Source organism: Saccharopolyspora dendranthemae, assembly GCF_007829955.1.
In the GTDB taxonomy this organism is placed as follows: Bacteria; Actinomycetota; Actinomycetes; order Mycobacteriales; family Pseudonocardiaceae; genus Saccharopolyspora; species Saccharopolyspora dendranthemae.
Genome location: NZ_VIWX01000001.1, coordinates 1315086 through 1338216, shown reverse-complemented (window position 1 = coordinate 1338216; position 23131 = coordinate 1315086). Strand labels below are relative to the sequence as shown.

Annotated in this window: 23 protein-coding genes; 10 read left to right on the top strand and 13 right to left on the bottom strand. The window is 70.4% G+C overall.

Annotated elements, in window-relative coordinates:
- The first annotated feature begins 552 nt into the window (after positions 1-552).
- Positions 553-1395, top strand: a complete 843-nt coding sequence (locus FHU35_RS06000) for an ABC transporter permease (RefSeq protein ID WP_145737350.1) — start codon at positions 553-555, stop codon at positions 1393-1395.
- A gap of 45 nt (positions 1396-1440) precedes the next feature.
- Here FHU35_RS06000 and FHU35_RS05995 read toward each other — a convergent pair whose 3' ends face one another.
- The 7 genes from FHU35_RS05995 to FHU35_RS29525 all read right to left on the bottom strand — a co-directional run bounded on the left by FHU35_RS05995 (position 1441) and on the right by FHU35_RS29525 (position 10588).
- On the bottom strand, positions 1441-2121 hold the full coding sequence (locus tag FHU35_RS05995) for a haloacid dehalogenase type II (protein WP_145737349.1): 681 nt from the start codon (positions 2119-2121) through the stop codon (positions 1441-1443).
- A 258-nt stretch (positions 2122-2379) separates the two neighbouring features.
- On the bottom strand, positions 2380-3450 hold the full coding sequence (locus tag FHU35_RS05990; RefSeq protein ID WP_145737348.1) for a TIR domain-containing protein: 1071 nt from the start codon (positions 3448-3450) through the stop codon (positions 2380-2382).
- A 245-nt stretch (positions 3451-3695) separates the two neighbouring features.
- Positions 3696-6164 carry an MFS transporter gene (locus FHU35_RS05985; protein WP_145737347.1) on the bottom strand — a complete coding sequence of 823 codons (2469 nt, stop codon included), beginning with the start codon at positions 6162-6164 and terminating at the stop codon, positions 3696-3698.
- Positions 6161-7123, bottom strand: coding sequence for a 2,3-diaminopropionate biosynthesis protein SbnA (sbnA, locus tag FHU35_RS05980; protein WP_281290225.1), 963 nt, complete (start codon positions 7121-7123; stop codon positions 6161-6163). The genes FHU35_RS05985 and sbnA overlap by 4 nt, the downstream gene beginning before the upstream one ends.
- Before the next feature lie 261 nt (positions 7124-7384).
- Positions 7385-7864, bottom strand: coding sequence for a hypothetical protein (locus FHU35_RS05975; RefSeq protein WP_145737345.1), 480 nt, complete (start codon positions 7862-7864; stop codon positions 7385-7387).
- 247 nt (positions 7865-8111) lie between these two features.
- Positions 8112-8990: a diacylglycerol kinase gene (locus FHU35_RS29530; RefSeq protein ID WP_222429287.1), complete on the bottom strand. Its 879-nt coding sequence runs from the start codon at positions 8988-8990 to the stop codon at positions 8112-8114.
- Complete coding sequence (locus tag FHU35_RS29525; RefSeq protein ID WP_145737344.1) at positions 8987-10588, bottom strand: FAD-binding oxidoreductase; 1602 nt, start codon at positions 10586-10588, stop codon at positions 8987-8989. The genes FHU35_RS29530 and FHU35_RS29525 overlap by 4 nt, the downstream gene beginning before the upstream one ends.
- A gap of 17 nt (positions 10589-10605) precedes the next feature.
- Between FHU35_RS29525 and FHU35_RS05960 the strand changes: the two genes are divergently transcribed.
- From FHU35_RS05960 to FHU35_RS05950, 3 genes are read left to right on the top strand one after another with little or no spacing between them, the layout of a single operon-like run.
- Positions 10606-11172, top strand: a complete 567-nt coding sequence (locus FHU35_RS05960) for a TetR/AcrR family transcriptional regulator (protein ID WP_145737343.1) — start codon at positions 10606-10608, stop codon at positions 11170-11172.
- A 5-nt stretch (positions 11173-11177) separates the two neighbouring features.
- Positions 11178-12686: a glycerol-3-phosphate dehydrogenase/oxidase gene (locus tag FHU35_RS05955; protein ID WP_145737342.1), complete on the top strand. Its 1509-nt coding sequence runs from the start codon at positions 11178-11180 to the stop codon at positions 12684-12686.
- Positions 12687-12726: 40 nt separating this feature from the next.
- On the top strand, positions 12727-13101 hold the full coding sequence (locus tag FHU35_RS05950) for an MmcQ/YjbR family DNA-binding protein (protein WP_145737341.1): 375 nt from the start codon (positions 12727-12729) through the stop codon (positions 13099-13101).
- Between the two features lie 29 nt (positions 13102-13130).
- Here FHU35_RS05950 and FHU35_RS05945 read toward each other — a convergent pair whose 3' ends face one another.
- Positions 13131-13406 carry a YggT family protein gene (locus FHU35_RS05945; protein ID WP_145737340.1) on the bottom strand — a complete coding sequence of 92 codons (276 nt, stop codon included), beginning with the start codon at positions 13404-13406 and terminating at the stop codon, positions 13131-13133.
- A gap of 228 nt (positions 13407-13634) precedes the next feature.
- Between FHU35_RS05945 and FHU35_RS05940 the strand changes: the two genes are divergently transcribed.
- Complete coding sequence (locus tag FHU35_RS05940; RefSeq protein ID WP_145737339.1) at positions 13635-14192, top strand: PadR family transcriptional regulator; 558 nt, start codon at positions 13635-13637, stop codon at positions 14190-14192.
- Here the strand turns inward: FHU35_RS05940 and FHU35_RS05935 are convergent.
- From FHU35_RS05935 to FHU35_RS05920, 4 genes are all read right to left on the bottom strand, one after another.
- Complete coding sequence (locus tag FHU35_RS05935) at positions 14150-15130, bottom strand: hypothetical protein (protein WP_145737338.1); 981 nt, start codon at positions 15128-15130, stop codon at positions 14150-14152. The two genes, FHU35_RS05940 and FHU35_RS05935, sit on opposite strands and share 43 nt — an antisense overlap.
- A 95-nt stretch (positions 15131-15225) precedes the next feature.
- On the bottom strand, positions 15226-15654 hold the full coding sequence (locus tag FHU35_RS05930; protein WP_145737337.1) for an HIT family protein: 429 nt from the start codon (positions 15652-15654) through the stop codon (positions 15226-15228).
- Between the two features lie 59 nt (positions 15655-15713).
- Positions 15714-16682 (bottom strand): ABC transporter substrate-binding protein, encoded by a 969-nt coding sequence (locus FHU35_RS05925; RefSeq protein ID WP_222429286.1) that lies wholly within the window; start codon positions 16680-16682, stop codon positions 15714-15716.
- 15 nt (positions 16683-16697) lie between these two features.
- Positions 16698-17798, bottom strand: a complete 1101-nt coding sequence (locus tag FHU35_RS05920; RefSeq protein WP_145737335.1) for an LLM class flavin-dependent oxidoreductase — start codon at positions 17796-17798, stop codon at positions 16698-16700.
- Positions 17799-17910: 112 nt separating this feature from the next.
- Here FHU35_RS05920 and FHU35_RS05915 point away from each other — a divergent pair, with 112 nt between their 5' ends.
- The 3 genes from FHU35_RS05915 to FHU35_RS05905 all read left to right on the top strand — a co-directional run bounded on the left by FHU35_RS05915 (position 17911) and on the right by FHU35_RS05905 (position 19877).
- The gene (locus FHU35_RS05915; protein WP_145737334.1) at positions 17911-18387 is read left to right on the top strand and encodes a cupin domain-containing protein; all 477 of its coding nucleotides are present in this window, start codon (positions 17911-17913) and stop codon (positions 18385-18387) included.
- A 31-nt stretch (positions 18388-18418) separates the two neighbouring features.
- Positions 18419-19180 carry an IclR family transcriptional regulator gene (locus tag FHU35_RS05910; protein WP_145737333.1) on the top strand — a complete coding sequence of 254 codons (762 nt, stop codon included), beginning with the start codon at positions 18419-18421 and terminating at the stop codon, positions 19178-19180.
- A 160-nt stretch (positions 19181-19340) separates the two neighbouring features.
- The gene (locus FHU35_RS05905; RefSeq protein ID WP_145737332.1) at positions 19341-19877 is read left to right on the top strand and encodes a sigma-70 family RNA polymerase sigma factor; all 537 of its coding nucleotides are present in this window, start codon (positions 19341-19343) and stop codon (positions 19875-19877) included.
- On the opposite strand, the gene FHU35_RS05900 is transcribed toward FHU35_RS05905, so the two are convergent.
- Entirely contained in the window at positions 19878-21701 is a 1824-nt protein-coding gene (locus tag FHU35_RS05900) for an Hsp70 family protein (protein WP_246110091.1), read from the bottom strand.
- 147 nt (positions 21702-21848) lie between these two features.
- Here FHU35_RS05900 and FHU35_RS05895 point away from each other — a divergent pair, with 147 nt between their 5' ends.
- Both FHU35_RS05895 and FHU35_RS05890 read left to right on the top strand, forming a co-directional pair.
- A complete protein-coding gene (locus FHU35_RS05895; RefSeq protein WP_145737331.1) occupies positions 21849-22400 on the top strand; it encodes a hypothetical protein in 552 nt (183 codons plus the stop codon).
- Positions 22391-23056, top strand: coding sequence for a response regulator transcription factor (locus FHU35_RS05890; RefSeq protein WP_145737330.1), 666 nt, complete (start codon positions 22391-22393; stop codon positions 23054-23056). Before FHU35_RS05895 ends, FHU35_RS05890 begins: the two co-directional genes overlap by 10 nt.
- Positions 23057-23131: the final 75 nt, after the last annotated feature.

The window sequence follows — 23131 nt, the reverse complement described above, 5'->3', positions numbered from 1 at the left end:
CGCACCGAGCTTCAGCGGCGTGCATCCCGCACATCCGAACTCGCGCTGCGATGTCGTCGCGATGTCCCCTCCGCCTCGAGAACACTAGATCGACGGCCGCAGAACACAAAGGGAGAACAGCCCCCTAATCCGCGAGTCGTCTATTGGGGGAAGCGTTGGGGAATGGGCCCGAATGTCATTATCTGCGCTGGTCAGGAGCGCAGAGGGATGCACTTGTTGTTTCTTCGTGGTGTTTCTGGGTGAGTCACGACACTGGTCGATCTGTCGGCTCGAATCGACCTCGATAACAACCTGGAGAAAAATGCTGAACCGACCAATCCTCATTCGGTTCCGCTACGAAAGAAATGCCAGAAATTGAGAGGGAAGTCAATCCCGGACGCGCAGCGAACGAGAAATCGTCCGGGAGGTGATCCTCCCCGCTGGACACCTGTCCTGTCTACCGACTGGTAGCAATGTGAGCCCAGTTGAGGCTGCCGTCCGTCACGGTCGACCAGTGCGTGCCACGGCGCGCCGTGAGATCCCGGGATCGGGTCCGATCAGTAGGGTCGGTCCATGCCGTTCGCTGCTCACTCGGGCGGGATTCCGGTCACGCCCGTTCTGGCCGGAGTCATCGCCGTGCTGCTCGTGGCGACGGCAGGGGTCGTCGCCTTGGGAGGTCTGACCCGGTGGTGGTCGATCCTGGGAGCTGGTGTCCGGGGAGCGCTGCAGCTGCTGATCGTGTCCTCGGTCATCGCTGCGATCGTCAACTCGGTCGCGCTGGTCGTGGCGTTCTTGGCCCTGATGTTCGTGATCGCGACGCGCACCGCTGGGCGGCGGATCACCCCCGATCGCACGTGGTGGTGGGCGGGAGTGCCGATCGCGGTGGGCGTGGGCCCCGTCGTGGCGATCTTGGTGGGGTCCGGCGCGGTCCCGTTGCGGGGGCTGGTGCTGGTTCCGCTGGTGGGTCAGCTCATCGGTGGTGCGTTGACCGCGACCGCGCTCGCCGGGCGCAGGCTGCTGGAGGAGTTGCACCAGCGTCGCGGAGAGGTGGAGGCCGCGCTGTCGCTGGGGTTGAGCGACAGCCGGTCCAGGCTGGAGATCGCGCAACCCGTCGCCGGCAACGCGCTGGTCCCCGCGTTGGACCAGACCCGGACGGTGGGCACGGTGACGTTGCCCGGAGCGTTCGTCGGCATGCTGCTGGGCGGCGCGAGCCCGGTCGACGCGGGGATCGTGCAGCTGTTCGTGCTGATCGGCCTGCTCGCGGTGGAGGCTGTCGCGATCGTGGTCACGCTGCACGTCGTGGCCGGGGGACGGCTGACCGGTCCTGACCCGGCGCACCGGCGCTCCACCGGCGTCGCCCCGCACGCACGCGTGCTGGCCGCGATGCGCGCGGTGCGGCGCGGGAGACCGTCGTAGCGGGCGAATCCGGTGAACCGGGCCGGAGTCCTCGCGCGGCGCCTCTCAGCCCGCTGCGGGTGGCAGCGCTGCGAGCTGCCGGGCGACGTCGACGAGATCGACTCCGACGATGTCCGCCGGGGTGAAAATTTCGCTGTAGTGGCCTTCGAGGCGGTCGGCCCAACCGGTGGTGAGCCCGGCTCGTTTCGCACCGTGGCAGTCGAACGCGTGCACTGCGACCAGGGCGACCTCGTGCGGGGCTCGGCCGATCTCGTGGAGCGCGTGCTCGTAGACGCGGACGGGCGGCTTCCAGCTGTGGACGTCGGCGACGCTGATGACCTGGTCGACGTGCTGATCGAGTTCGTTGTGCTCCAGGAACCTGGTCGTGGTCTCGGCGGTGCCGTTGCTCAGGCAGACCGCGGAGATGCCCGCCTCGGAGAGCGCACGCATGGCGGGTTCGACATCGGGATGCGCCGGGAGGTCGTGGAATCCCGCCAGGACGTGGGCGATGGTGTCGTCGTCGAGGTCGCCGCGGGCGAGCGTCTTCAGCGCCGCTGCGGCGACGGTGGGGAAATTCGCGTAGTCACCGGCGAGGGTCAAGGCCATGCCGTCGCGCAGGAGCCGGTCGAACCAGCGCTCGAGCAGTTCGGGGGCGAGTCCCGCGTCGGCGAACCGGGGCCGCAGGGGTTCCAGGGACAGGAGCGTTTCGACGACGTCGAACGCCACCGTGCGAGGTCGGGTGGGCATCGCGTTCTCCTGTTCGGTGCTCGTTGTCGCGTCCGGGGACGGCGTCCCGGTGGTGTGTGTTGTGCAGACAGGTGAAGGCCTCTGGTTGTGAAGTGGAGTTGTCTAGAAACCGCTTCATCAACCGGAGGCCTTCGTGTGCCACCCTAACGCCACGCTGACCCCGCGTACCCGACTTCGCCGGCTCGTTTGATCGTGGAAGCCCACGAGACGGTTCTGCTGGCGGAGTTCAGGCCAGGGGTGGGCTGGAATGCTGGTCGATCACCTGGCGTCGGGCGGCGAGAAGTCCCGCTCATGGTCAACGACCAGGTCCGGTTCAGCGGCGATCTCCGACACCTTCTCGCCTCGCCACACATCCTTGGGTGGGTCGGTGAACCCCACATCAAGTGTCCTCTTGGTCGCTGCTTCCCGGTATGCCTGGGTAAGTGCGTCAAGGAGTTCAGGTGAAACGTCTCGGGTTGTGGTGCCTTGGCCGATCCGGGATTTGATGAGAGATTCCACGACTGAGATCGAGCCAGGCGCGAACCGCTCGAAAACGCTTCTGCTGAGCTGGAGATAGGCTGACTTCGCGTCGTTGTAGACGGTCACCAGACCGCTCTTTCCGTCGATCCGGAGAAGCAGAGTTGTTCTCGTCTTTCCATAGAAGGTGGCGGGCGCGACGAGTTGGTTCTGTGCCAGCTGTTCGGCCCACCCGGTGAGGCGCAGCAGCAGCTCACGTCGAGCAGGCGGACCGTCAGGGATGGTCGAGCGGAACGCTGCTGAGCCGGGCACGAGTTCAGTTTCCTGCCGGACGCTCGTTTCGGCTGGATGCTCCTGCATCGCGCCTCGTGATTGGGCCGCGGAGCGTTCTCGACCCCGCAAGAAGGGCTTGAGTTGCGTCAGCAGCTTGGCGAGATCGCTCTCAAACGTGTCGTGCTTGACCGTTGCTGCGTTCCGTCGAACCAACGGTCTCAACTTGGTCGGCAAGTCTCCGCTGGTCGGCATCACGGTTCCGTCAAGCAGGACCGGGACGACCTGAACGTCGTTGCGCAGTGCCGTTGCGATCTCGCGAACCACCAGGTCGGTGGGGTCGTCCAACCGCCGCTTCCCGTGCTCGTCAGTGGCGTCCACCCACCTGGGGCCGATCACGGCGAACAGCACCGTGCAGGACTTGAGCGCTTCCTCAATGGCGTCGACGTAGTCCAGCCCAGGAGCGAGCCCCACGTCGAAGAACACTCGATCCTTGCCAAACCGAGTCACAGCTCCATCGCGCAGACGTGCTGCTGCGTGTGGATCGGTGCTTCGGCGGTAACTGATGAAGATGCCTGATCGCGGCACCTCGAACGACGACATCGACCACTCCCGAGATCAACCACGACCCAGCATCCCACACCTCGGTGTGCAGAATTATCAAGTTAACCAGGCACACCGGGCCGGCTCCGGCAGCACATCGGAGAAGAACCTCGGCACCGGCAATGCGTGGCCTCAACGCCCCGCGTTTCCAGTTCGCGACGGGATGGAGGACCGGCCGAGTCGGTCTTGGCTCGGGTTTCCGGCTAACGCCCGCAGGAAGCAGGTTTCCTGCGGGGGCTGGTCTCTCAGCGGTCGTCGAACGTCCGGAACACCAAGCCCGGGTGTGGTTTCGGCCCGAACGACGTGGACCGGGGAGGCAGGCGGATTCCTGAGGTGGCAGCGCTTGTGAGGTCTTGCTGGGTCGGGGGAGCGGTGAGCACGGCGACGCCTCCGCTGTCGCGGACCACGCGGAGGGCGGCGTGCGGGTTCGGCTCGTAGTCGATGTGCCCGGGACGGTCCGGGATCTGCCACACGTGGTCGAGCAGCGCCGCGTCCAGGATCGCGACGTCCATCGTGCGCAGCGCTGCGGGCGTGCCTTCCAGCGCTGCGTCCAGGAAGCGCGGTTGTGGTGCGGTGAGCAGGAATCCACCGCGTGGTGTGGCCAGGACGTAGGCCGGCCCGTGCTTCGCGTGGTGCTTCAGCATCGCGGTCCAGTCAGCGATCTCGCCTTGCATCCGGGTGACGCGGAACCGGGTGGAGGCCATGTGCAGCGCCTGGCGCGGGTCGAGGTGGGGCAGCACGCGGTGCACGGGGGCGAGGCTCATCGGGGTCGTGGTGACGTCGACCAGCAAGGCGGGGAAGTGGTCCCACGGGCCCGGGCCCAGCCCGGCGGCGTGGGCTGCGCGCCGGTGCTGCCGCGCCGCGGCGTGGCGGTGGTGGCCGTCGGCGATGAAGGCGGCCCGATCGTCCAGCTCGGCGATGATCTGATCCTGCTGCAGGTGATCGGTGATGGGCCACAGGCGGTGCGTTTGGCCGTCGTGCGCCAGTGCTTCGGTGACGGGCGGGCGTTGAGCGGCGTCGTCAACGCAGGCCGCGGTGCGGCCGTCGCCGGAGAAGCCGAGCAGTGCGGGGTCGAGGTTGGCCCGATGGTGTTCCATGACGTCGGTGAGCCGCTGGACGTGGTCGGGGATGACGTCCTGGTGCGGGAGCAGCCCGCTGTCCAGGTGCACCGAGGCCACCACGCCGCGGAGGGTCCCGTGCGGCCCGAACTGCTCGTAGGCGTAGAGCGCGGGACGCCGATCCCGGATGATCCGGCCGCTGCGCTGCCACTCAGCCAGAGTTCCACCAGCCGAGCGGGTTTCGTTCCACGGAGTCGCGTGTCGACCTGCGAGCGCGTGGAGGTGCTGCTGGGTGCTGCGCCAGCCGCGGAACGGGGCGATGGCAACTCCGTTGCGCGACGACGCGACGGCGGGGATCGGCCGGGTCAGCTCGTCGACGTCCTCGGCCGCGTTCACGTCGCGGGAGTGCTTCTCCCCCGCAGAGGGTGTCAGGGCCAGCAGGCATCCCAGCGCGCAGGCTCCGGCCATGACGAGCACCGCACCGGGAACGGGCATGAGCCCGACCAGCGGGCCGGCCAGCAGCGGGCCCGCGGATTGGCCGATGAGCAGGTAGCTGTTGGCGGTGCTGACGAACGCGCTCTTGTGGTCGGCGGGAGCGTGCTTGCTGAAGTGCAGGAACAGCGATTGGGCCAGCGCTGCGAAGCAGAAGCCCTGCACCAGGCGCAGTGGGATCATCGCGTAGGGGTCCAGGGGCAAGGCGACGACCGCGATGGAGGCCGCGCACCCGCCGGCGCTGAGCGTGAAGGTGCGCACCGGCCGTCCGGTGAGGTCGTTGCGCTTGCCCCACCAGAACGAGCCGAGCAGGGTCGCCCCCCACATCACCGAGTGCAGGACGCCGACCCACAGGCTCGCGCCGCCTCGCTCGGCGACGATGCCTTCGACGTGCTCGGCGTAGACCGGGATCAGGCCGTAGACGCCGAAGTACGCCGCGATCGCGGCCAGGGCCAGCGCTGCGGCACCTGGGACTTCCCGCACCGAGGGACGACGCCGTGGCCGTGCCGCGGTCTCGCCACCGCCCGTGGTGGCTGGTTCGCGCGCGGGCTCGCGCAGACCGACCGCGCTGGCCGCAGCGAGCGCGGTCGCGGCTCCGGCGATCACGAGCATGAGCTGCGGCAGGCCGCCTGAGCCGACGAACAGGCCGCCCGCGATGGGACCGGCCAACGCTCCCGCTGCGGTGGCGCTGAACGATTTGCCCAGCGACGAGCCGCGCTTCTCGTCCGAGCCCGCGGACCCGGCGAACGCGGCGGCGGCCTCGACGACTCCGCCGAGCGTGCCCTGCAGCAGGCGACCGGCGACGAGCAGCAGCGGGGAGCCGGCGGTGGCCATGACGACCATGGCCACCGCCAGTCCCAGCAGTGCGCGCACCACCATCCACTTGCGGCCGATGCGGTCTCCCAGCCGCCCCCACAGCGGGGTGGCGACGGTGAGCGCCAGGGCCGGGGCAGCGATGGCCACCCCGGCCCAGGTCTGGGTTTCGGCGACGCCGCTGGTGCCGATCTGCCGCAGGTAGAACGGCATGATCGGCACCAGCATCATCAGCCCGGCGGTGTTGACGAACTGCCCTGCCCACAGCAGGAGGAGGTTGCGGCCGTGACCGTCCTCGGGATCGGCCGGCCGCGGTGCCGGGGTGGGCGGCGTGCGCAGTGCTCGGGTCACGGTGTCACCGCCTCGGGCTCCTGCCACGGGTCGGGCAGGTCCGCGACCCACTCGTCGTCGTACACGAGGTCCAGGTAGCGCTCGCCGCGGTCGGGCAGCACCGTCACGATTCGCGCCGGGCCGGTGAGCCTGGAGATGAGGTGCTCGACTCCGGCGATGACCGCACCCGAAGAGCCTCCGGCGAAGACCTTCTCGGCGGCCAGCAGCCGCCGGCACCCCGCTGCCGACTCCGCGTCGGCGACGTGCAGGACGTCGTTGATCTCGCCCGGGTCGTAGATCTCCGGGACTCGGCTGGCCCCGAAACCGGGGATCTGCCTCGGGCCGGGTGGGGCGCCGAAGATGACCGAACCGACCGCGTCGACGGCGACGACCTTCAGATCCGGGTGCTCCTCGCGCAGGCGTCGGGCGATGCCCTGGATGGACCCGGTCGTGGACACCGCTGCCACCAGGTAGTCGATCGGGCCCTCGACCGCGTCGAGGATCTCCTCACCGGCCGTCTCGTGGTAGCTGCGCCAGTTCAGCTCGTTGGCGTACTGATTGATCTGCGTCGCATGGGGAATCGACCGCACGAGCTCCTGAGCCCGGCTGACGCGCGAGTGCAGGTAGCCGCCCGCGTCGTCCGGCTCGGTGACCATGTCGACGTCGGCGCCGAAGAGCTCCAGCAGGCGCAGGTTGATCGGAGACGTCTTGGGGTCGACCACGGCGGTGAACGACAACCCGTGCAATCCGGCCGCCATGGCCAGGGCGATGCCGAGGTTGCCGGACGTGCTCTCCACGAGCCGCATTCCGGGACGCAACGTCCCGTCGGCCAAGCCCTGCTCGACGATGAACCGCGCCGGGCGGTCCTTCATGCTGCCACCCGGGTTGAGCATCTCCAGCTTGGCGAGCACTTCCACTTCAGGTTCGGGGAAACACCGGCTGAGTCGCACCATCGGGGTTGAACCGACACAGCCGATCACCGAATCGTGGATCACTGCGAACCTCCGAGTCTTCGGGGCGCACTTCGGTGCGCCACCGCGATGAAAGAGCGGAAAGCGTGAACCGATGCGCGTGCGACGACGCGAACGCCGGAGATCGGCGGTAATCGGGAATGGCGTCGTCGTCGCGCGAACAGGTACCCGTCCGGTTTCGGCGATCGGCGAGGCGAATTCAGGAACGCATGAGTCCGCGTTCAGGAGGAGTTCAGCCGCGATCGAGCGAACGAGTGCCCTTCGCGGACATCAGGTTCGCGCGATGCACGCCAAGTGGAGGAAAGCGGTTCCGGATGGTCTCCACGGTGGTCTCGACAGCCAGTGCCGAAGCCGCGGTGCCCAGGCCGCGTGCGTGAGCAGCAGCGCCGACGATGCGGCGAAGCTCAGCGCGAGCAGGACGAGGTCCAGGTCGACTGAACCGCTCGGGGGCCTCGTGAGAACGGCGGCGCTGAAGGTCGGCCCGGCGTCGCAGTGCGGCGCCCCGTGCTCGGGGCCGTGGTCATGGCTCGGGGCCGCTGCGGCGACAGGCGCTGCGGCATCGGTGTGTTCGTGCTCGCCTGCTTCGCCGTGGTGCCCGGTCGTGGAATGCGACGCGGACATCAGCTCGGCGTGCCCGGGAAGCGCGTGCGCCGGGAGGAGCACGAACGGCACGAGGAGAAAGCCCAGCACGAGCAGGGGAAGCACGAGCAGCTTCCCCAGGCCGTGTTGCCGTGTCAGTGACTCCCTCACGGGCACCACACTAGAGACGGCGTGGAAGAGCGGCGAAGCGGTATGCCCTCTCTCACACCACTGATTCCCAAGATGATGTCCCTGCGGGGAAATTCGCTCTGGCAAGTCGCGTGGGAGAGCGTGCGCATCATTCGGTGCTACCCGCTGAGGTCGCCGGCTCGTCCCGCGTGGACTGCGGCCCTGCAGTCCGCAGGGCGGTTCGTCGCGGAGGCCGGGCGCGTGCTCGACCTCCGCGACCGGAAGGCTCCTAGGCGGGCACGAGGGCGTGGGCGGCGAGCGGGACGCATTCGCAGGTCACCGGCAGCGGCCCGAAGCGCTCGCCGTCGGCGTATCCGACGACGCCCGGCGTGGACACGTGGACCCGGCGGGCCCGGTACGTCGTCACCTGGGAGCGTTCGACGTGCTTGCCCGTGTAGATCGTGGGCAGGAGGCGCACGAGCTGGTCGCGCCTGGCCTCTCCGATGACGGTGACGTCGAGCAGGCCGTCGTCCGGTACCGCCTCCGGGCAGATCTTCATGCCGCCGCCGTAGGTCTGGCCGTTGCCGACCGCGACCAGGACGCCCGACGTCTCCAGCTTCTGGTCGTCGAGTTCCAGGACGTAGTCGAGCGGGCGCAGCGCGGCCAGTTCGACGAGCATCGCGAGGTTGTAGCGGAGCTTGCCGTGCGGCCACGTCAGCTGGTTGGTGCGCTCGCTGACCAGGGCGTCGAAACCGCCGGAGAACACCGTGCCGAACCAGCGGTCGCCGACGCGTCCGAGGTCGATCGGACGCACCGCTCCGTTGAGCAGCACTCGGGCAGCGGCAATCGGGTCGTGACGCGGGATCCCCAGCATCCGGGCGTGGTCGTTGCCCGTTCCGGACGGGATCACGCCGAACGGCGTCGCGGTTCCGGCGACCGCTTGCAGCGCGACGTTGACGATCCCGTCGCCACCGCAGGCCACCAGCGCGTCCGTGCCCGATTCGACGGCCCGGCGCGCGAGCGCGAGCGAATCGGCCTCGTCCTTGCCCACCAGCACGGTCGTCGACACCCCGGACTTCCGCAGGTGCCGCAGGGCGCGCACCGCGACGGCCGCGGTGCGCCCCTGCCCCGACTTCGGGTTGACCAGCAGCGCGATATCGGTGATCACGGGATCAGCTTGCCGGGGTTCAGCACTCCGGAGGGGTCCACAGTGGACTTGACGGCGCGCAGCACCGCCACGCCGAGGTCGCCGATCTCGTCGGTCATCCACGCGCGGTGGTCCGTCCCCACGGCGTGGTGGTGGGTGATGGTGGCGCCGGACCGCACGATGGCGTCGCCGACCGCTCGCTTGGCCTGCCACCACTGCGCCCTCGGGTCCTCGCCGCGCGCGAAGGCCACGGTGAAGTACAGCGACGCCCCCGTCGGGTAGACGTGCGAGATGTGGCACATGACCAGCGGCGGAGTTCCTTGCGCCTCCAGCGATTCGGTGAGCGCACCCCGAACGGCGTCGCAGGTCTCCGTCAGCTTGGACCACGTGCTCGCGGTCTCCAGCGTCTCCACGACGGCGTTGACGTCGAGCAGCGCGTCCCGCAGGTAGGGCCCGTGGTACCGGCCGTGGCTCCACTGCTCGGCGGCCTCGGCGCCGAGCGACGTGCCGCCGGATGCCGCCAGCAGCTCGCTCGTCCGCGCGTGACCAGCGATCCGGTTGCCCTCGTAGCGCGTGATCATCAAGCATCCGCCGGACTGCTCCCCGGCACCGACGGAGTGCGCGGAGGCGAGGTTGACCATCGTCTCGGCCTCGTCGGAGAGCCGGGCGACCGTGGGAAGCGCCTCGTTCTGCGCCAGCGCGCGCAGCGCCTTCGCCCCCGTGGCGAAGTCCGGGAACGACCACGCTTCGGACTCCACCTCCTGAGGTTTCGGGTGCACGCGGACGGTCACCTCGGTGATGATCCCCAGCGCGCCCTCCGAGCCGAGGAAGAGCTGACGCAGGTCCGGCCCGGCCGCCGACCCGGGGCCTCGGCCGAGGTCGAGCTCCCCGTTCGGGGTCGCGACGCGCAAGCGCTGCACCATGTCGTCGAACCGCCCGTACCCCGACGAGGCCTGGCCGGAGGATCGCGTGGCCGCGAAGCCGCCGATGCTGGCGTGCTCGAAGCTCTGCGGGAAGTGACCCAGGGTGAAGCCGTGCTTGCCCAGCAGCTCCTCGGCCTCCGGGCCGCGCAGCCCGGCCTGCAAGGTCGCGGTCCGGGACTCCGCGTCGACCTCCACCAGCTCGTCCAGCAGCCGCAGGTCCAGCGCGATCACCAAGTCGAAACCGCCGCGCTCGGGTTCGACGCCGCCGACGACGCTGGTCCCACCCCCAAAGGGGACCACCGCGACGCGGCGTTCGGCGCACAGCGCCAGCAGTGCGCCCACCTGCGCGTGAGAGGCGGGGAGCACCACGGCATCAGGCGCGGATTCCGCCTCGCCCGCACGGCGGCGCAGCAGGTCGGGCGTGCTCTTGCCGCCGGCGTGCAGCAGCCTGGTGTGGTCGTCGGTGCGCACGCCGTCCTCGCCGACGATCGCCGCCAGCGCGGTGCGGACCTCGTCGGAGAGCTGCGAGGCTCCTACGCGCACGTCCGGCCGGTCCACCGAGGGCGTGTCGCGGCGCACCACACCGAGGAACTGCTCCAGCAGGGTGCGGACCTCTTCGCCCACGGGGCTCGCGCCCTCGGCGGTGCCCCAGGCGTTCCACTCCTGCTCCGGGGTGCGGTGTTCGAGCTCAGTCATGCGTTACAGTTTTACACATGACGTCAAGTCGTAATGACGACGCGATCCTGGACGCGGCGAAGCAGTGCGTGCTCGCGGTCGGGATTCGGCGCACCACGCTGGCCGAGGTCGCGCGCCGCGCCGGGGTCAGTCGTCCCACGGTCTACCGGCGATGGGCTGACGTGCGGACGTTGTCGGCGGACCTGCTCACCCGGGAACTCGTCGGCCTGCTCCCCGAGGGCGTCGGCGACGGTTCCCTCGACCACGGTCTCGACGGGATCGTGCGGACCGCCTCGGCCATGCGGCAGCACCCGCTGTTCATCAAGATCCTCGAGACCGATCCGGAACTGCTGATCACCTACGTGTTCGACCGGCTCGGCACCAGCCAGCAGCGAGTTCTGGACGTGCTCGGCGTCGCGATCCGCGGCGGGCAGGCGACCGGCTCGGTCAGGTCGGGCGACCCCGACGAGATCGCCGCGATGGTCCTGCTGCTGGTGCAGTCCGCGGTCCTGTCCGCGCGCATCGTGTCCGACTCGCTGCCGCCGGAACGCCTCGACGCGCAGTTGCGCACCGTGCTCGACAACTACCTCCGACCCGAGGAGTGAACCCGATGACCTCGTTGAACGCCGCCCAGCGCACCAAGGACCTGACCGATCTCGCCGAGGGGGCGCAGGTCGACGTGCTCGTCGTCGGAGGTGGCGTGACCGGGGCGGGCGTCGCCCTGGACGCCGCGTCGCGCGGCTTGAGCGTGGTGCTGGCCGAGAAGCACGACCTGGCGTTCGGCACCAGCAGGTGGAGCTCCAAGCTGGTGCACGGTGGCCTGCGCTACCTGGCCTCCGGCAAGGTCGGCATCGCCTACGAGAGCGCCGTCGAACGCCGGACCCTCATGCAGCGCACCGCTCCGCACCTGGTCCGGCCCCTCCCGCAGCTCGTGCCTCTGGTCTCCGGGGTCGGGGCGAAGCAGGCCGCGCTGGTGGCCGCCGGCTTCGTCGCGGGTGATCTGCTGCGCCGCGGCTCCCGCACGCCCGGATCGGTCCTGGCCTCCCCGCGCTGGGTCAACGGCGTGGAGACCCGGCGGATGGTTCCCACGGTCCGCCAGGAACGGCTGCGCGGTGGGCTGCTGTCCTGGGACGGTCAGCTCGTCGACGACGCGAGGCTCGTCGTCGGGATCGCGCGGACCGCGGCGGCGCACGGTGCTCGGGTCCTGACGCGCTGCGCGGCCGAGGAGGTCACCGGCGACGGTGCCGTGCTGCGCGACCAGCTGACCGGCGAGACCGTCAGCGTCCGAGCCCGGAAGGTGATCAACGCCGCCGGGGTCTGGGCGGGCGAGGTGGCACCCGGACTGCGCCTGCGCCCGAGCCGCGGCACCCACCTGGTCGTCTCCGACGAGGTCTTCGGCGGGCTGGACGCGGGGCTGACGGTGCCCGTTCCCGGCACCACGAACCGATTCGTGTTCGCGCTGCCCGCCGGGCACGGCAGGGTCTACATCGGACTCACCGACGAGGAGCAGGACGGGCCGATCCCGGACGTGCCGACGGCCTCGGCCGACGAGGTCGGCTTCCTGCTGAACACGGTCAACTCCGTGCTGGCGCGGCCGATCCGCGAGCAGGACGTGCTCGGCACCTACTCCGGTCTGCGCCCGCTGCTGGACGGCGGCGACGGTCAGAGCTCGGACCTCTCCCGCGAGCACGCGGTGCTCACCGCCGACAACGGCGTGATCAGCGTCGTGGGCGGGAAGCTGACGACCTACCGGAAGATGGCGCAGGACGCCGTGGACGCGGCTGCGCTGACCGGGCGCCCGTGCCGCACGCGTGATCTGCCGCTCGTCGGGGCGGCGTCGCCGACCCAGCTGTCCCTCGTGGACGCGCCGAGCCGACTGGTGTCGCGCTACGGGACGGAGGCCGCGGCCGTGCTCGCGGAGGCGGCCGGCGACCACCGGCTCCTGGAACCCATCGACGGCACGGACGTCACCCCGGCCGAACTGCGCTTCGCGGTGCGGCACGAGGGCGCCCTCGACGTCTCCGACCTGCTGGACCGGCGCACCCGGCTCGGCTTGGTCGCGGCCGACCGCGACGGCGCGACGAAGGCGGCCGAGGAGGCGTTGAACGCGGTCACCTGAGAACCGGTGTTCTTGTCGGTGCGCCGCTTACGCTGGTGGCATGACGCCCGAGGAGCTCAAGTCCGCGTGCCTGGCACTGCCCGGCTCGCGGGAGGAATTCCCGTTCGACGAGGCCAACAGCGTCTTCAAGGTGGCGGGCAAGCTCTTCGCGATCAGCAGGCTGGACGCCGAGCCCTTGCGGGTGAGCCTCAAGTGCGAGCCCGATCTGGCGGTGTACCTGCGGACCACGTACCCGTCGGCCGTCCTTCCCGGCTACCACCTGAACAAGCGCCACTGGAACACCGTCGTCGTCAACGACGTCGTCGCGGACCGGCTGGTGCGGGACATGATCGAGGACTCCTACGACCTCGTCGTGGCCGGATTGCCCCGCCGCGAGCGGGAGAAGCTCGGCTGGCTCGGGCTCAGCCGGGAGTGAGCGCTCGATCGAGCGGTTGCGCGCCGGGGTCAGAGGGCGAAGGCGAATGAGCGCAGTACCAGCACGAGGACGAACACCGCGGTGAACGCCAGGTCGAGGGAGATCCCACCGAGACGCACCGGTTGCAGCACCCGCCGCACCGGGGCGATCACGGGTTCCGTTGTCTTGTGGGACAGCTCGCGGGCGCGTCTCACCCACGGTGGGCCCGTGGTGGCCACATGGGCCCAATCCAGCACCAGCCGAGCGATCAGCAGCAGCAGGTACGCCGTCAACGCGTAGCCGAGCAGAGCGCCGAGGAGGCTCATGGCGAAACCTTTCGTCATCGATCGAAATGGCCTTCACCCACTCAACGGTGGCGGGCCACCGGAAGTGCCGACCGCACCGATTTCGCGTGTGGAGCGCATGCCCCCGCCCCCGGGTCCTTGCCGGCGTGCGCTCGGTCATCACCGTCCCGAGATCACCGAGCGCATCAACCGGGCGGACCGGTGACCGCCGCTCCGCTGCGCGGACGGTGGGGTGCTTACCCTGGTGCTGTGGAATGGGGTTTGCCGGAGTGGACGGTGCTGGCGCTGCTGCGCGAGCGGTCGCGGCACGGTTTCGCGATCGCGGCGCTGACCGGTGCGGACGGTCCGCTGGGGAGGGTGTGGCGGATTCCTCGACCGGTGATCTACCGCGCGCTGGGACGGGTGGAATCCGCGGGCCAGATCGAGCCGCTGGCGGTGGAATCCGGCTCCGGCCCGCAGCGGACGGTGTACGCGCTGACCGACGGCGGCCGTGATGCGGTGGACGCGTGGTTGGAGCGGCCGAGCGAGCACGTCCGGCAGCTGCGGTCGGACCTGCTGATGAAGCTGGCCCTGCTCGACCGGCGCGGCCTCGACGCGACGGCCCTGCTGCGCGCTCAGCGGGACGTTCTGGAGCCGATCGTGACCGCCATCGGCGACGAACGCGAGCAGGAGGAGGGGTTCGACTCGGTCCTGCTGGCGTGGCGGCACGCCAACGCCGGCTCCGCGCTGCGGTTCGTCGACGACCTGATCGCGGAGTCCGGTTCTCAGGCCGGCCGGGCTCGCCGCCGCGCCCAGGACGGCGACTGACCGCATTCGGCGGCGATCGCCCGCCAGCTCATCCCCGCCGAGCGCCGATCGCGGAGGTAGGCGTCGAGGTCGGGGAACCCGAACCGCTCCGCCACCGCCGAGGCGCGCTCGGCGCAGGACCGCCTCGTGGTGGCGTGAGCCGCCTTGTCCAGGCCGTGCCGGGCCAGGGCGGTCTCGACGGCGCTGCGGCTGAAGCCCACTTCGACCGAGATCGCGCGCACCGAGCGGTGTTTCGCCAGGTGCCGGTCGGCGAGGTAGTCGCGCACGCCGGTGAAGCCCAGCGGTCGGATCACCGGGAGCCAGCGCGAGTCGTGGCGGCATCGCGCCGCATCGGCGGCGACCGCCCGCGCCGCGTCCGGATCGACCGCGGCGAGGTGACGCGAGAGCCAGTCCTTGTGCAGTCCGGCTTCCCGGCTGATGCCGGCCAGGCTCGCTCCGGCGGCCGTGCGATCCCGGACGAGGGCGCCGATGTCGGAGAAACCCAGCCGCGCGGCGGCATGGGTCCCCGTCTCCCGCAGCTGTCGGCGGTAGCGGCGCCGGGTGCCTTCGGCCCGTGCCGCCGGTGAGATCCCCGCGAGCGCCCGCAGCGTCTTGAGCCGTCGCTGCTCGGGCTGCTTGCGGCCGCGCGCGGCCCGCGCGGCGGCGTCGGCCAGGGCTCCCGTGCGCGCCCACTGCTGGCCGAGTCGGTTGCCGGTGCGCACGTTCGGGTCGAGGGCTCGGCGCGTCCGCATCGCTCGTGACCGGCGGAGGCCGGTGCCGGAGCCTTCCAGCGATTCTCCGCGTTCCAGGCCGAACGTCCGCCGGTAGGACAGGTGGTCCCAGCCGTGCGAGCGCAGGTGCGCGAGGACCGACCGGAACCAGCGCCCGCACAGGTGGCACTGCACCAGATCACCCACGCGGGCAACGGTTCCGAACGGTGCGTGCTGCGCAGCCGTCACCGCCTCACCTCCCGGGCCGACTCTAGTAACAGTGAGACTAGAGGAGGTCGAGGCGGTCGTAAAGCGGGCGCGCTCGCCCGGTCAGCTCAGGGCGGTCAGCTCAGGGCGTCGGCGAGTCGGCCGCCCAGCTCGGCGATCACGTTCGCGTCGCCCGGCACGTCGGGCGTCCAGGGCAGCGTCAGACCGTCCTTGGTCTTGTCGGTGTAGCGCGGGATCACGTGCAGGTGGAAGTGGAACACCGACTGCCACGCGTCGGCGCCGCAGCAGTTGAGCAGGTTCACCCCGTCCGCGCCGAACTCCCGGGACGCGGCCCTGGCGACGCGCTGCGCGGTCAGGGTGACGGCGCTGAGGTCATCGGCCGGAATGTCGAAGAGGTCCTGGCTGTGCCGCTTGGGGATGACCAGCAGGTGGCCCTCCGAAGCCGGGTTGATGTCCATGAACGCGCACGTCGTGTCGTCCTCGGTCACCTTCACGCTCGGGAGCTCGCCGGCCACGATCCCGCAGAACACGCACTGATCACTCATGTTGTTGAGCCTAGCCGCCGGAAAGTCCCGAGCGCCGGGGGTTTTCCCGACCGCGTGCGTCACGGGGTGTGCAGAGTCGGGTCGATGTAGTCGCGGAGGTCGCGGTGTCCTCGGAGGACTCCCGCTCGGGTCCAGGTGTCGAAGGTGTTCTGCAGCTGGGCGGCGAAGGCGTCGTCGACCGGGATGCGGCGGTAGGCGATCTGCTCCGAGCGGACCTGGGTGGCGACTTCGAGCGGCTGGCGGGCGAACTTCGCGTACCAGCGGTCGAAGTCCTGCGGGTTCTGCCTCGCCCACTCGTAGCTGCGGTCCACGCGATCGCTGAAGTCCGCGATGGCCCTGCGCTTGGCCGGGTCCTTCGCGGCGTCGTCCGTCGCGCTGAGCACGCTGAGACCGCTGTTGATGCCCGCGCCGTCGGTGAGCGCCCGCGCTCCCAACTGGCCCCTGGTGCGGGCCGCGTAGACGCCCCACGTGGCCCACGCGTCGATGCTCCCGGTGGAGAACGCGGAGCTGGCGTCGGTGGGGGCCAGGTAGTTGAGCGTGGCGTCGGACTCGCGGAGTCCGGCCTTGTCCAGCGCGCCCAGGACGAGGTAGTGCGCGACGCTGCCGCGAGTGCTCGGCGAGATCCGCTTCCCCTTGAGATCGGCCAGGTCCCGGATCGGGCTGTTGGCCGGGACGAGGATGAACGTGCCCTTGCCGCCGTTGTTCCACGCGGCGACGGCCTTGATCTGCGAGCCTCCGGCGATCGCCGACACAGTGGGCGAGTCGGCCGCCGATCCGATGTCGATCGCGTCGGCGCGCAGCGCCTCGTGCAGGTTGACCGCCGCGGGGAACTGGGACCACTCGATCTCGTAGGGCAGGTCGTCGAGGAGCCCGGCCTCGCGCAGCCGGGACTGCGTCTCACCGGTCTGGTCGCCGACGCGCAGCACCACCCGGTCGTCCGAGGAACCGCACGCGGTCACCGTCGCGACCGCGACCAGCAGCGAGGCGAGAGCGGCGAGGAGCTGGCGTGCCGGCGGGAGAGAGAACACCACGGTCCTTCCAGGTCAGCCCGCGTGGGCGGGACGGGAGCGGTGCGCCAGTTCCTGGCGGACCAGCGGGAGCAGGTGGCGTCCCCAGTCCACGACGTCCTCCAGCGGGTCGTACCCGCGGATCAGCAGCGTGGTGACGCCGATGTCGACGTAGTCCAGCAACGCCCGGGCGACCGTTTCCGGGCTTCCCACCAGCGCCGTGGAGTTCCCGGCCGCGCCGGTCGCCTTGGCCGGTGCCGTCCACAGCGCCCGGTCGTGGCGGTCGCCCTTGTCCGCTGCGTCGAGCAGCCGCTGGGAACCGACGCCGCGCTCCGCCGACGGGAACGCCAGCATCGCGCCCGGCGATCCGGAGCTGCGGGAGGTGATGGTGTTGAGGATGCCGTGGGCGCGTTCCCACGCCTCCTCGTCCGTGCGGCCGATGATCGGCCGGAACGACACCGAGAAGCCCAGCTCGCCGGGGTCCCGGCCCTGCGCGGCCGCGGCCCGGCGGACCGCGGCGATCTGCTCGGCGGTCTCGGCCAGCGGCTCGCCCCAGAGCGCGAACACGTCGGCGTGCTTGCCGCCGACGCGGTAGGCGTCCGACGAGGACCCGCCGAAGTAGATCGGCAGCGTCCCGCCGACGGGCTTGACCTCCGAGCGAGCACCGGCGAAGCGGTAGAACTCGCCTTCGTGGTCGATCGGTTCGCCGGAGTCCCAGATCCGGCGCACGACGTCCAGGTACTCGTCGGTGCGGCGGTACCGGGCCGGCTTGTCCGAGTAGTCCCCGTCGCGGCGCTGCTCGGTCTCGCTGGCGCCGCTGATGACGTGCATCGCGAGCCGGCCGCCGATCAGCTGGTCCAGCGTGGCCAGCTTGCGCGCGGCCAGCGTCGGCGCGACGAAACCGGGCCGGTGCGCGAGCAGGAAGCCCAGCCGCTCGGTGTGCGCGGCGGCGTAGCCGGCGACCGAGAAGCCGTCGGCGTCCCACGAGTGGTAGCCGATCAGGACCCGGTCGAACCCGGCTTCCTCGTGCGCCTGGGCGAATCGGCGCAGGTAGTCGCGGTCGACGCTCGGACCGCTCGGCGGGTGGATCTCCGAGCTGTCGGCGGTGCGGATCATTCCCACGAACTCGACGGCCATCTGCGGCTCCGATCTGCCGTCCCACATTGCAATATGAACGTCCCACACGGTATGAACGTGGCAGGGTGGTCATCAAGGGCGACCACCATGTAGGAAAAGCGAGGAGAAGTCCTTGTCAGGCAACGACAACCGCGCCGACGGCACCGCGGACTGGCACCAGCGGCTGGAGCACATCAGGGGCGGCGGGCTCACGTCCGACACCAACCAGACCTCGGGGATGCGGCGGTTCGAGGCCATCTCGGGCAAGTCCGTCGGCTCGGAGAAGCTGTGGATGGGGCGCACCCACGTCGGGCCGTCCACCAACTCCGGCGACCACCACCACGGCGAGGCCGAGACCGCGATCTACGTGGTGTCCGGGCACCCGGTGTTCGTCTTCGCCGAAGGCGAGGAGGAGGTTCGCGTCGAGACCGAGCCGGGCGACTACATCTTCGTCCCTCCCTACGTCCCGCACCGCGAGGAGAACCCGGCCTCCGACGAGGAGGCCGTGGTGGTGATCGCCCGCAGCACCCAGGAGGGCATCGTGGTGAACCTCCCGAGCCTGTGGGCGCAGGTCGACCCGAGCGCCGGGAACTCCGGGGAGCGCGGGTGAGCGGCTGTCCCGGCCCCCGCGAGGGGTGGCGATGACCGGCGCGCGTTCCGGGACCCAGTCGGTGGACCGGGCGATGGCGGTCCTGCGCTGCTTCGAGAAGGAGGAGCAGCTCACGCCCACCGCCGTGGCGACCCGGCTCGGACTGACCGTGAGCACCGCGCACCGCATCATGGGCGCCCTGCACGCGGCCGACATGCTCGCGCAGGATCCCGGGGGCGAGCGGTACTTCCTCGGGCCCACCACCGCGATCCTCGGCAGGCTCGCGCTGGAGCGCATGGGAACGACGGTCATGCAGCCGGTCCTCACCGCGCTGCGCGACCGCACCGGGGAGGCCGTCAGCCTCGGCGCGCGCATCGGCGACGAGGTGGCGGTGCTGGTGCAGATCCCGTCGACGCACCCGTTGCGCTACGACCAGGAACCCGGTGCCCGCAACCCGATCCACGTGTGCGCGATGGGAAAGGCGCTGCTGGCCTTCGGCTCGGAGCCGGCGACCATGCCCGAGCCGTTCGAGCGCCACACGCCGAGCACGATCACCACGCACGCCGAACTCGACGCCGAGCTCCGCCGTATCCGCACGCGCGGTCACGCGTTGAACAACGAGGAGCGTCTCGTCGGCGTGCGGTCGGTTGCCGCCCCGGTGCACGACCAGACCGGGCACGTCATCGCCGCGGTCGTCGTGCAGGGCCCCACCGTCCGCTTCGGTGACGACCGGATGAACGAGCTGGTGGAAGCGGTCACCGGCACGGCGCGGGAGCTCTCCTCCCTCTACCGGACGTCGGGAGGTGGGGGATAGCCCTACCTCCGATGGGCGGGTCAGCCACCCTCGAAAGTGCGGGACAGCACCGGGGAACGGAGGGACAGACCCGACGACTCCTGCCGCGAAACGCGAAAGCATTCCTCTTAGTCACGGCCGGGCAGGGCTTCCCGGATCACCCGTCGAGAGGAAGAGCGAAATGGACACCACACGCACCATTCGGCCCGTAGCTACCGACATGGACGGTGTCATTCGCGAGCACGGCGCTGCGCTGCTCTCCTACGCCACGCGCTTGGCCGGCGACCGGTACCTCGCCGAGGACATCGTGCAGGAGACCTGGCTGCGCGCGTGGCGGCACTCCGACCGCCTCAGCAACGGCAACGGATCGGTGCGCGGCTGGCTGCTGCGCGTCGCCCACAACGTGGCGATCGACCAGCACCGCAGCCGCAAGGCCCGGCCCACCGAGGTGGCCTTCGAGAGCGAGGACCTGGCGAACAAGGCCATGCAGTCGGCGCCCAGCGACGAGGTCGAGAGCCGGATGGTCGTCGACGAGCTGCTCGACCACCTCTCGCCCGCCCACCGCAGCGCGGTGGTCGAGGTCTACGTCACCGACCGCACCACCGCGTCCGCGGCCACGGCGCTCGGCATCCCGGTCGGAACGGTGAAAAGCCGCCTGCACCACGCGATCCGCTCGCTGCGCGACCGGTTCCCCGCCCCGATGCTGGAAGCGGCCTGATCAGCGCACCGCCTCGCACGGGGTCGCGTCGGGCACCTGGGCCTCGACGCGGACGTCGGTGAACGTGATGTCCATCCGCCGCTGGGACCACACCAAGAAGGGCGTGTTGACCCGGCGCGGATCGAGACCTCCGCTCACGAAGCACGACAGCGGGATCTTCACCGTCGCGCGGTGCTCCGGCTGCAGGTTCCGGAACAGCTGGGCCGCGGGAACCTCCGAGCGGCAGGGGAATTCGCAGTGCATGCCGATCTTCGTGGTGTCGCCGGTCGGCGGGGTGTGCACGATCGCGTCGAAGACCAGCGCGCCACCGTTCTCGGAGTAGGCGGTGAGGTCGAGCGGATTGCGGGGGCTGTCGGTCTGCAGGTACACCTGGGCCGGCTTGTTCTCCATCCAGGACACCCGCAGCCCGTTGTTGGCCGGGTCGGACGCCGCCTTGATGACCGTTCCCTGCTCGGTCACCTCGTCGAAGATGTAGGAACCGCCCCAGTTGACGTCGGAACCCAGGTACCCGGCGAACGGTTCGAGCGCCTTGCCCGCGAAGACCCGGACCGGACCGTCCGGTGGGGCCGGCTTCTCGGCGAGCGCGCCTCCAGGGGCGTCGGACTCGCCGCCGCCGGTGGTGGCGAAGATGGTCACTCCCACGCCGATGACCAGCGCGGTGGCCGCCGCGATGACCGGCACCAGCCAGCCCTTCCGCTTCCGCGCCGGCTGCTCGGGAACCGACTGCGAGGCAGCGCTTTCCGGGGAGACGTCAGGAGCGGGGGCGGGCCGGGGCTGCGTCGCGGTGCGCGCCGCTCCCAGGGCGACGGTGAACTTCGGGTGCAGGGTGACCCGGACCGGCTTGTTGAACTCCTGGGAGAGCATCTGCGCCACCAGCGGTACCCGGGACGAGCCTCCGGCCAGCAGAACCGCGGAGAGGTCCTCGGCGCGAATCCCGGCCGAGGCCGTGGTCCGGTGCAACGCCTCGGTCGTGAGCTGGACCGACGGCCGGATCATCTCGTTGAACTCCAGCCGCGTGATCGTGACGCCGCGCGGGCCGGAGGGGAGCGGGATGGTCAGGTTCACGTCCGGCTCGGTGGAGAGCTCTTCCTTGGCGCGCACCGACATCGCCTGGATCGTCGCGAGAGCGGACGCGGACCGGGGGTCGGTGACGTCGAGCCTGCTGATCGCGCCGTCGAGGCGCTGGTCGATGTGCGCGAGCAGCGCCTCGTCGAAGTCGATGCCGCCGAGGTGCTCGATGCCCTCCGGCGTCCCCAGGATCTCCATGCGACCTGCGCGCATCCGCAGGATGGTCGTGTCGAACGTGCCGCCGCCGAGGTCGTAGACCGCCACGACCTCCCCGTCGTCGAGCCTGCGCTCGGTGGAGTAGTGGGTGGCCGCCGCCTCCGGCTCGGTGATCAGGCGGAAGTCCTCCACCCCTGCCAGTCGCGGGACCTCGGTGAAGTGCTCCTGCCGGTACGGGCCCCAGATCGCGGGGTAGGTCAGCGCGACGGATTCCGGCGCCGCGCCCATCTCCCGCGTCACGGTGTCGAGCACGTCGCGCAGCTGCGCGGCCATCAGCGCGGCGGGCGAGTAGGCCGAACCGCCGAGCACCAGCGGCGTGGGGTCGCCCAGCCTGCGCTTGAAGTTCCTGGCCACCTGGGCCGAGTCGGACACCGCGCCCAGAGCGGACTCTCCCGTGAGCAGCGCACCATCAGGTGCGGGGTGCGCGACCGAGGGGACGACCACTTCGGACGACAGCGAGACCATGTGGGTACCACCCGGGCCGCTGACCGCAGCGGAGGTGAACGAAGTCCCGAGGTCGATGCCAACGCCGTAACGCACCTTGTGTGCTCCCTTCGCGTCAGCAAAAGATAATCACAACTCCAGCCGCGTCAACCCTATGCCCGTAGGAAAACGGTGGGGATAGCCCTACCTTCGCAACGGGCTGGCACCCTTTTGCCGGGCAGCCACTCGCGCGAGGCTGGGACGATGGTCGGGACTGCGCGCAGGTACAACGTGCGGGGCGGCGGTACGTGGCTGCCCGGTTGGCTGCGCGTGCCCGGACGCAGCACCGCCCGGTACCGCTTCGAGCTGGAGCGGGCGCTCAACGACGGACCCGCCGCCGGCCTGTCGGCGCTCGCGGTCGAGCTGGACCTGTTCTCGGCCGGCGTCGCCGATCTGCGCCTGGCCTCCCACGTGGAGGTCCTTCGGGAGAAGGTCTTCTCACTCATCGAGAACGTCCGCCAGCTCGGCGGCATGATCCACCCGCCGGTGCTCGCCGAGGGATTGGAACCGACGTGCCTGTCGGTCGCCGAGCGCTACGACCTGCGGCTCGGCCTGGATCTGCCCGATCACGAGCTCGGCTCGCAGGGCAGGCTCCGGACCGGTCTCCTCGTCGCGGATCGCCTGGCTACGCTGGAGCCCGGTACGACCGTGCGGGTGCGAGTGCGAGGCAGGAGGTTCGTGCGCGTGCGCATCACCGAACAACGTCCTGGGTCCCAGGTGCGCCGGAACCTGAGGGCGGTGCTGCTGTGCGGGTAGCCATCGCCGAGGACGGCGCGCTGTTCCGGGAAGGACTGGTCCTGCTGCTGCAGGCCGCAGGTCACGAGGTCGTCGGCTGCGTCGGCGACGGTGATTCGCTGCTGGGGATCGTGGCCACCGAGCAGGTGGACGTGGCGGTCCTCGACATCCGCATGCCTCCGGAACCCGACGGCGGGCTGACCACCGCGGAGAAGATCCGCGCGCGCAACCCGGAGATCGGTCTGCTGCTGCTGTCGCACTACGCCGAGACGCACTACCTGATGCGCGTGCTGGAGATCGGTGCCGAGCGCATCGGTTACCGGCTCAAGGAGCGGGTAGCGGGCGTGCAGGTGCTCGCCGACACGCTGGACCGCATCACCGCCGGTGAGATCGTGATCGAACCGACACTCGCGAAGCGGCTGGTCGAGGCCCCCGCCGGGCGGGCGGACAGTCCGATCTCGACGCTCACCGACCGGGAGCAGGACGTGCTGCGGCTGATGGCCGAGGGGCACGCCAACAACGCGATCGCCAAGGAGCTCTACGTCTCCGCCAAGGTCGTCGAGAAGCACACCGCGTCGATCTTCACCAAGCTCGGGCTCCCGCGCGATCAGGCGGTCCACCACCGCCGGGTGCTCGCGGTGCTCGCCTACCTGAGGTCGAGCCGGATCGAGGGGTGAGTTCCTCGTCCCGGCGCTCGATTCGCTCCGCGGTGCGGGCGGCGGAACCCGGCGCACCTCGGCGGTGCGACCCGA

Coding starts and splice junctions, on each gene's coding strand:
- FHU35_RS06000 (WP_145737350.1), top strand. CDS start 553: ATGCCGTTCGCTGCTCACTCGGGCGGGATTCCGGTCACGCCCGTTCTG.
- FHU35_RS05995 (WP_145737349.1), bottom strand. CDS start 2,121: ATGCCCACCCGACCTCGCACGGTGGCGTTCGACGTCGTCGAAACGCTC.
- FHU35_RS05990 (WP_145737348.1), bottom strand. CDS start 3,450: ATGTCGTCGTTCGAGGTGCCGCGATCAGGCATCTTCATCAGTTACCGC.
- FHU35_RS29525 (WP_145737344.1), bottom strand. CDS start 10,588: ATGACTGAGCTCGAACACCGCACCCCGGAGCAGGAGTGGAACGCCTGG.
- FHU35_RS05960 (WP_145737343.1), top strand. CDS start 10,606: ATGACGTCAAGTCGTAATGACGACGCGATCCTGGACGCGGCGAAGCAG.
- FHU35_RS05955 (WP_145737342.1), top strand. CDS start 11,178: ATGACCTCGTTGAACGCCGCCCAGCGCACCAAGGACCTGACCGATCTC.
- FHU35_RS05950 (WP_145737341.1), top strand. CDS start 12,727: ATGACGCCCGAGGAGCTCAAGTCCGCGTGCCTGGCACTGCCCGGCTCG.
- FHU35_RS05945 (WP_145737340.1), bottom strand. CDS start 13,406: ATGAGCCTCCTCGGCGCTCTGCTCGGCTACGCGTTGACGGCGTACCTG.
- FHU35_RS05930 (WP_145737337.1), bottom strand. CDS start 15,654: ATGAGTGATCAGTGCGTGTTCTGCGGGATCGTGGCCGGCGAGCTCCCG.
- FHU35_RS05920 (WP_145737335.1), bottom strand. CDS start 17,798: ATGGCCGTCGAGTTCGTGGGAATGATCCGCACCGCCGACAGCTCGGAG.
- FHU35_RS05910 (WP_145737333.1), top strand. CDS start 18,419: ATGACCGGCGCGCGTTCCGGGACCCAGTCGGTGGACCGGGCGATGGCG.
- FHU35_RS05905 (WP_145737332.1), top strand. CDS start 19,341: ATGGACACCACACGCACCATTCGGCCCGTAGCTACCGACATGGACGGT.
- FHU35_RS05895 (WP_145737331.1), top strand. CDS start 21,849: ATGGTCGGGACTGCGCGCAGGTACAACGTGCGGGGCGGCGGTACGTGG.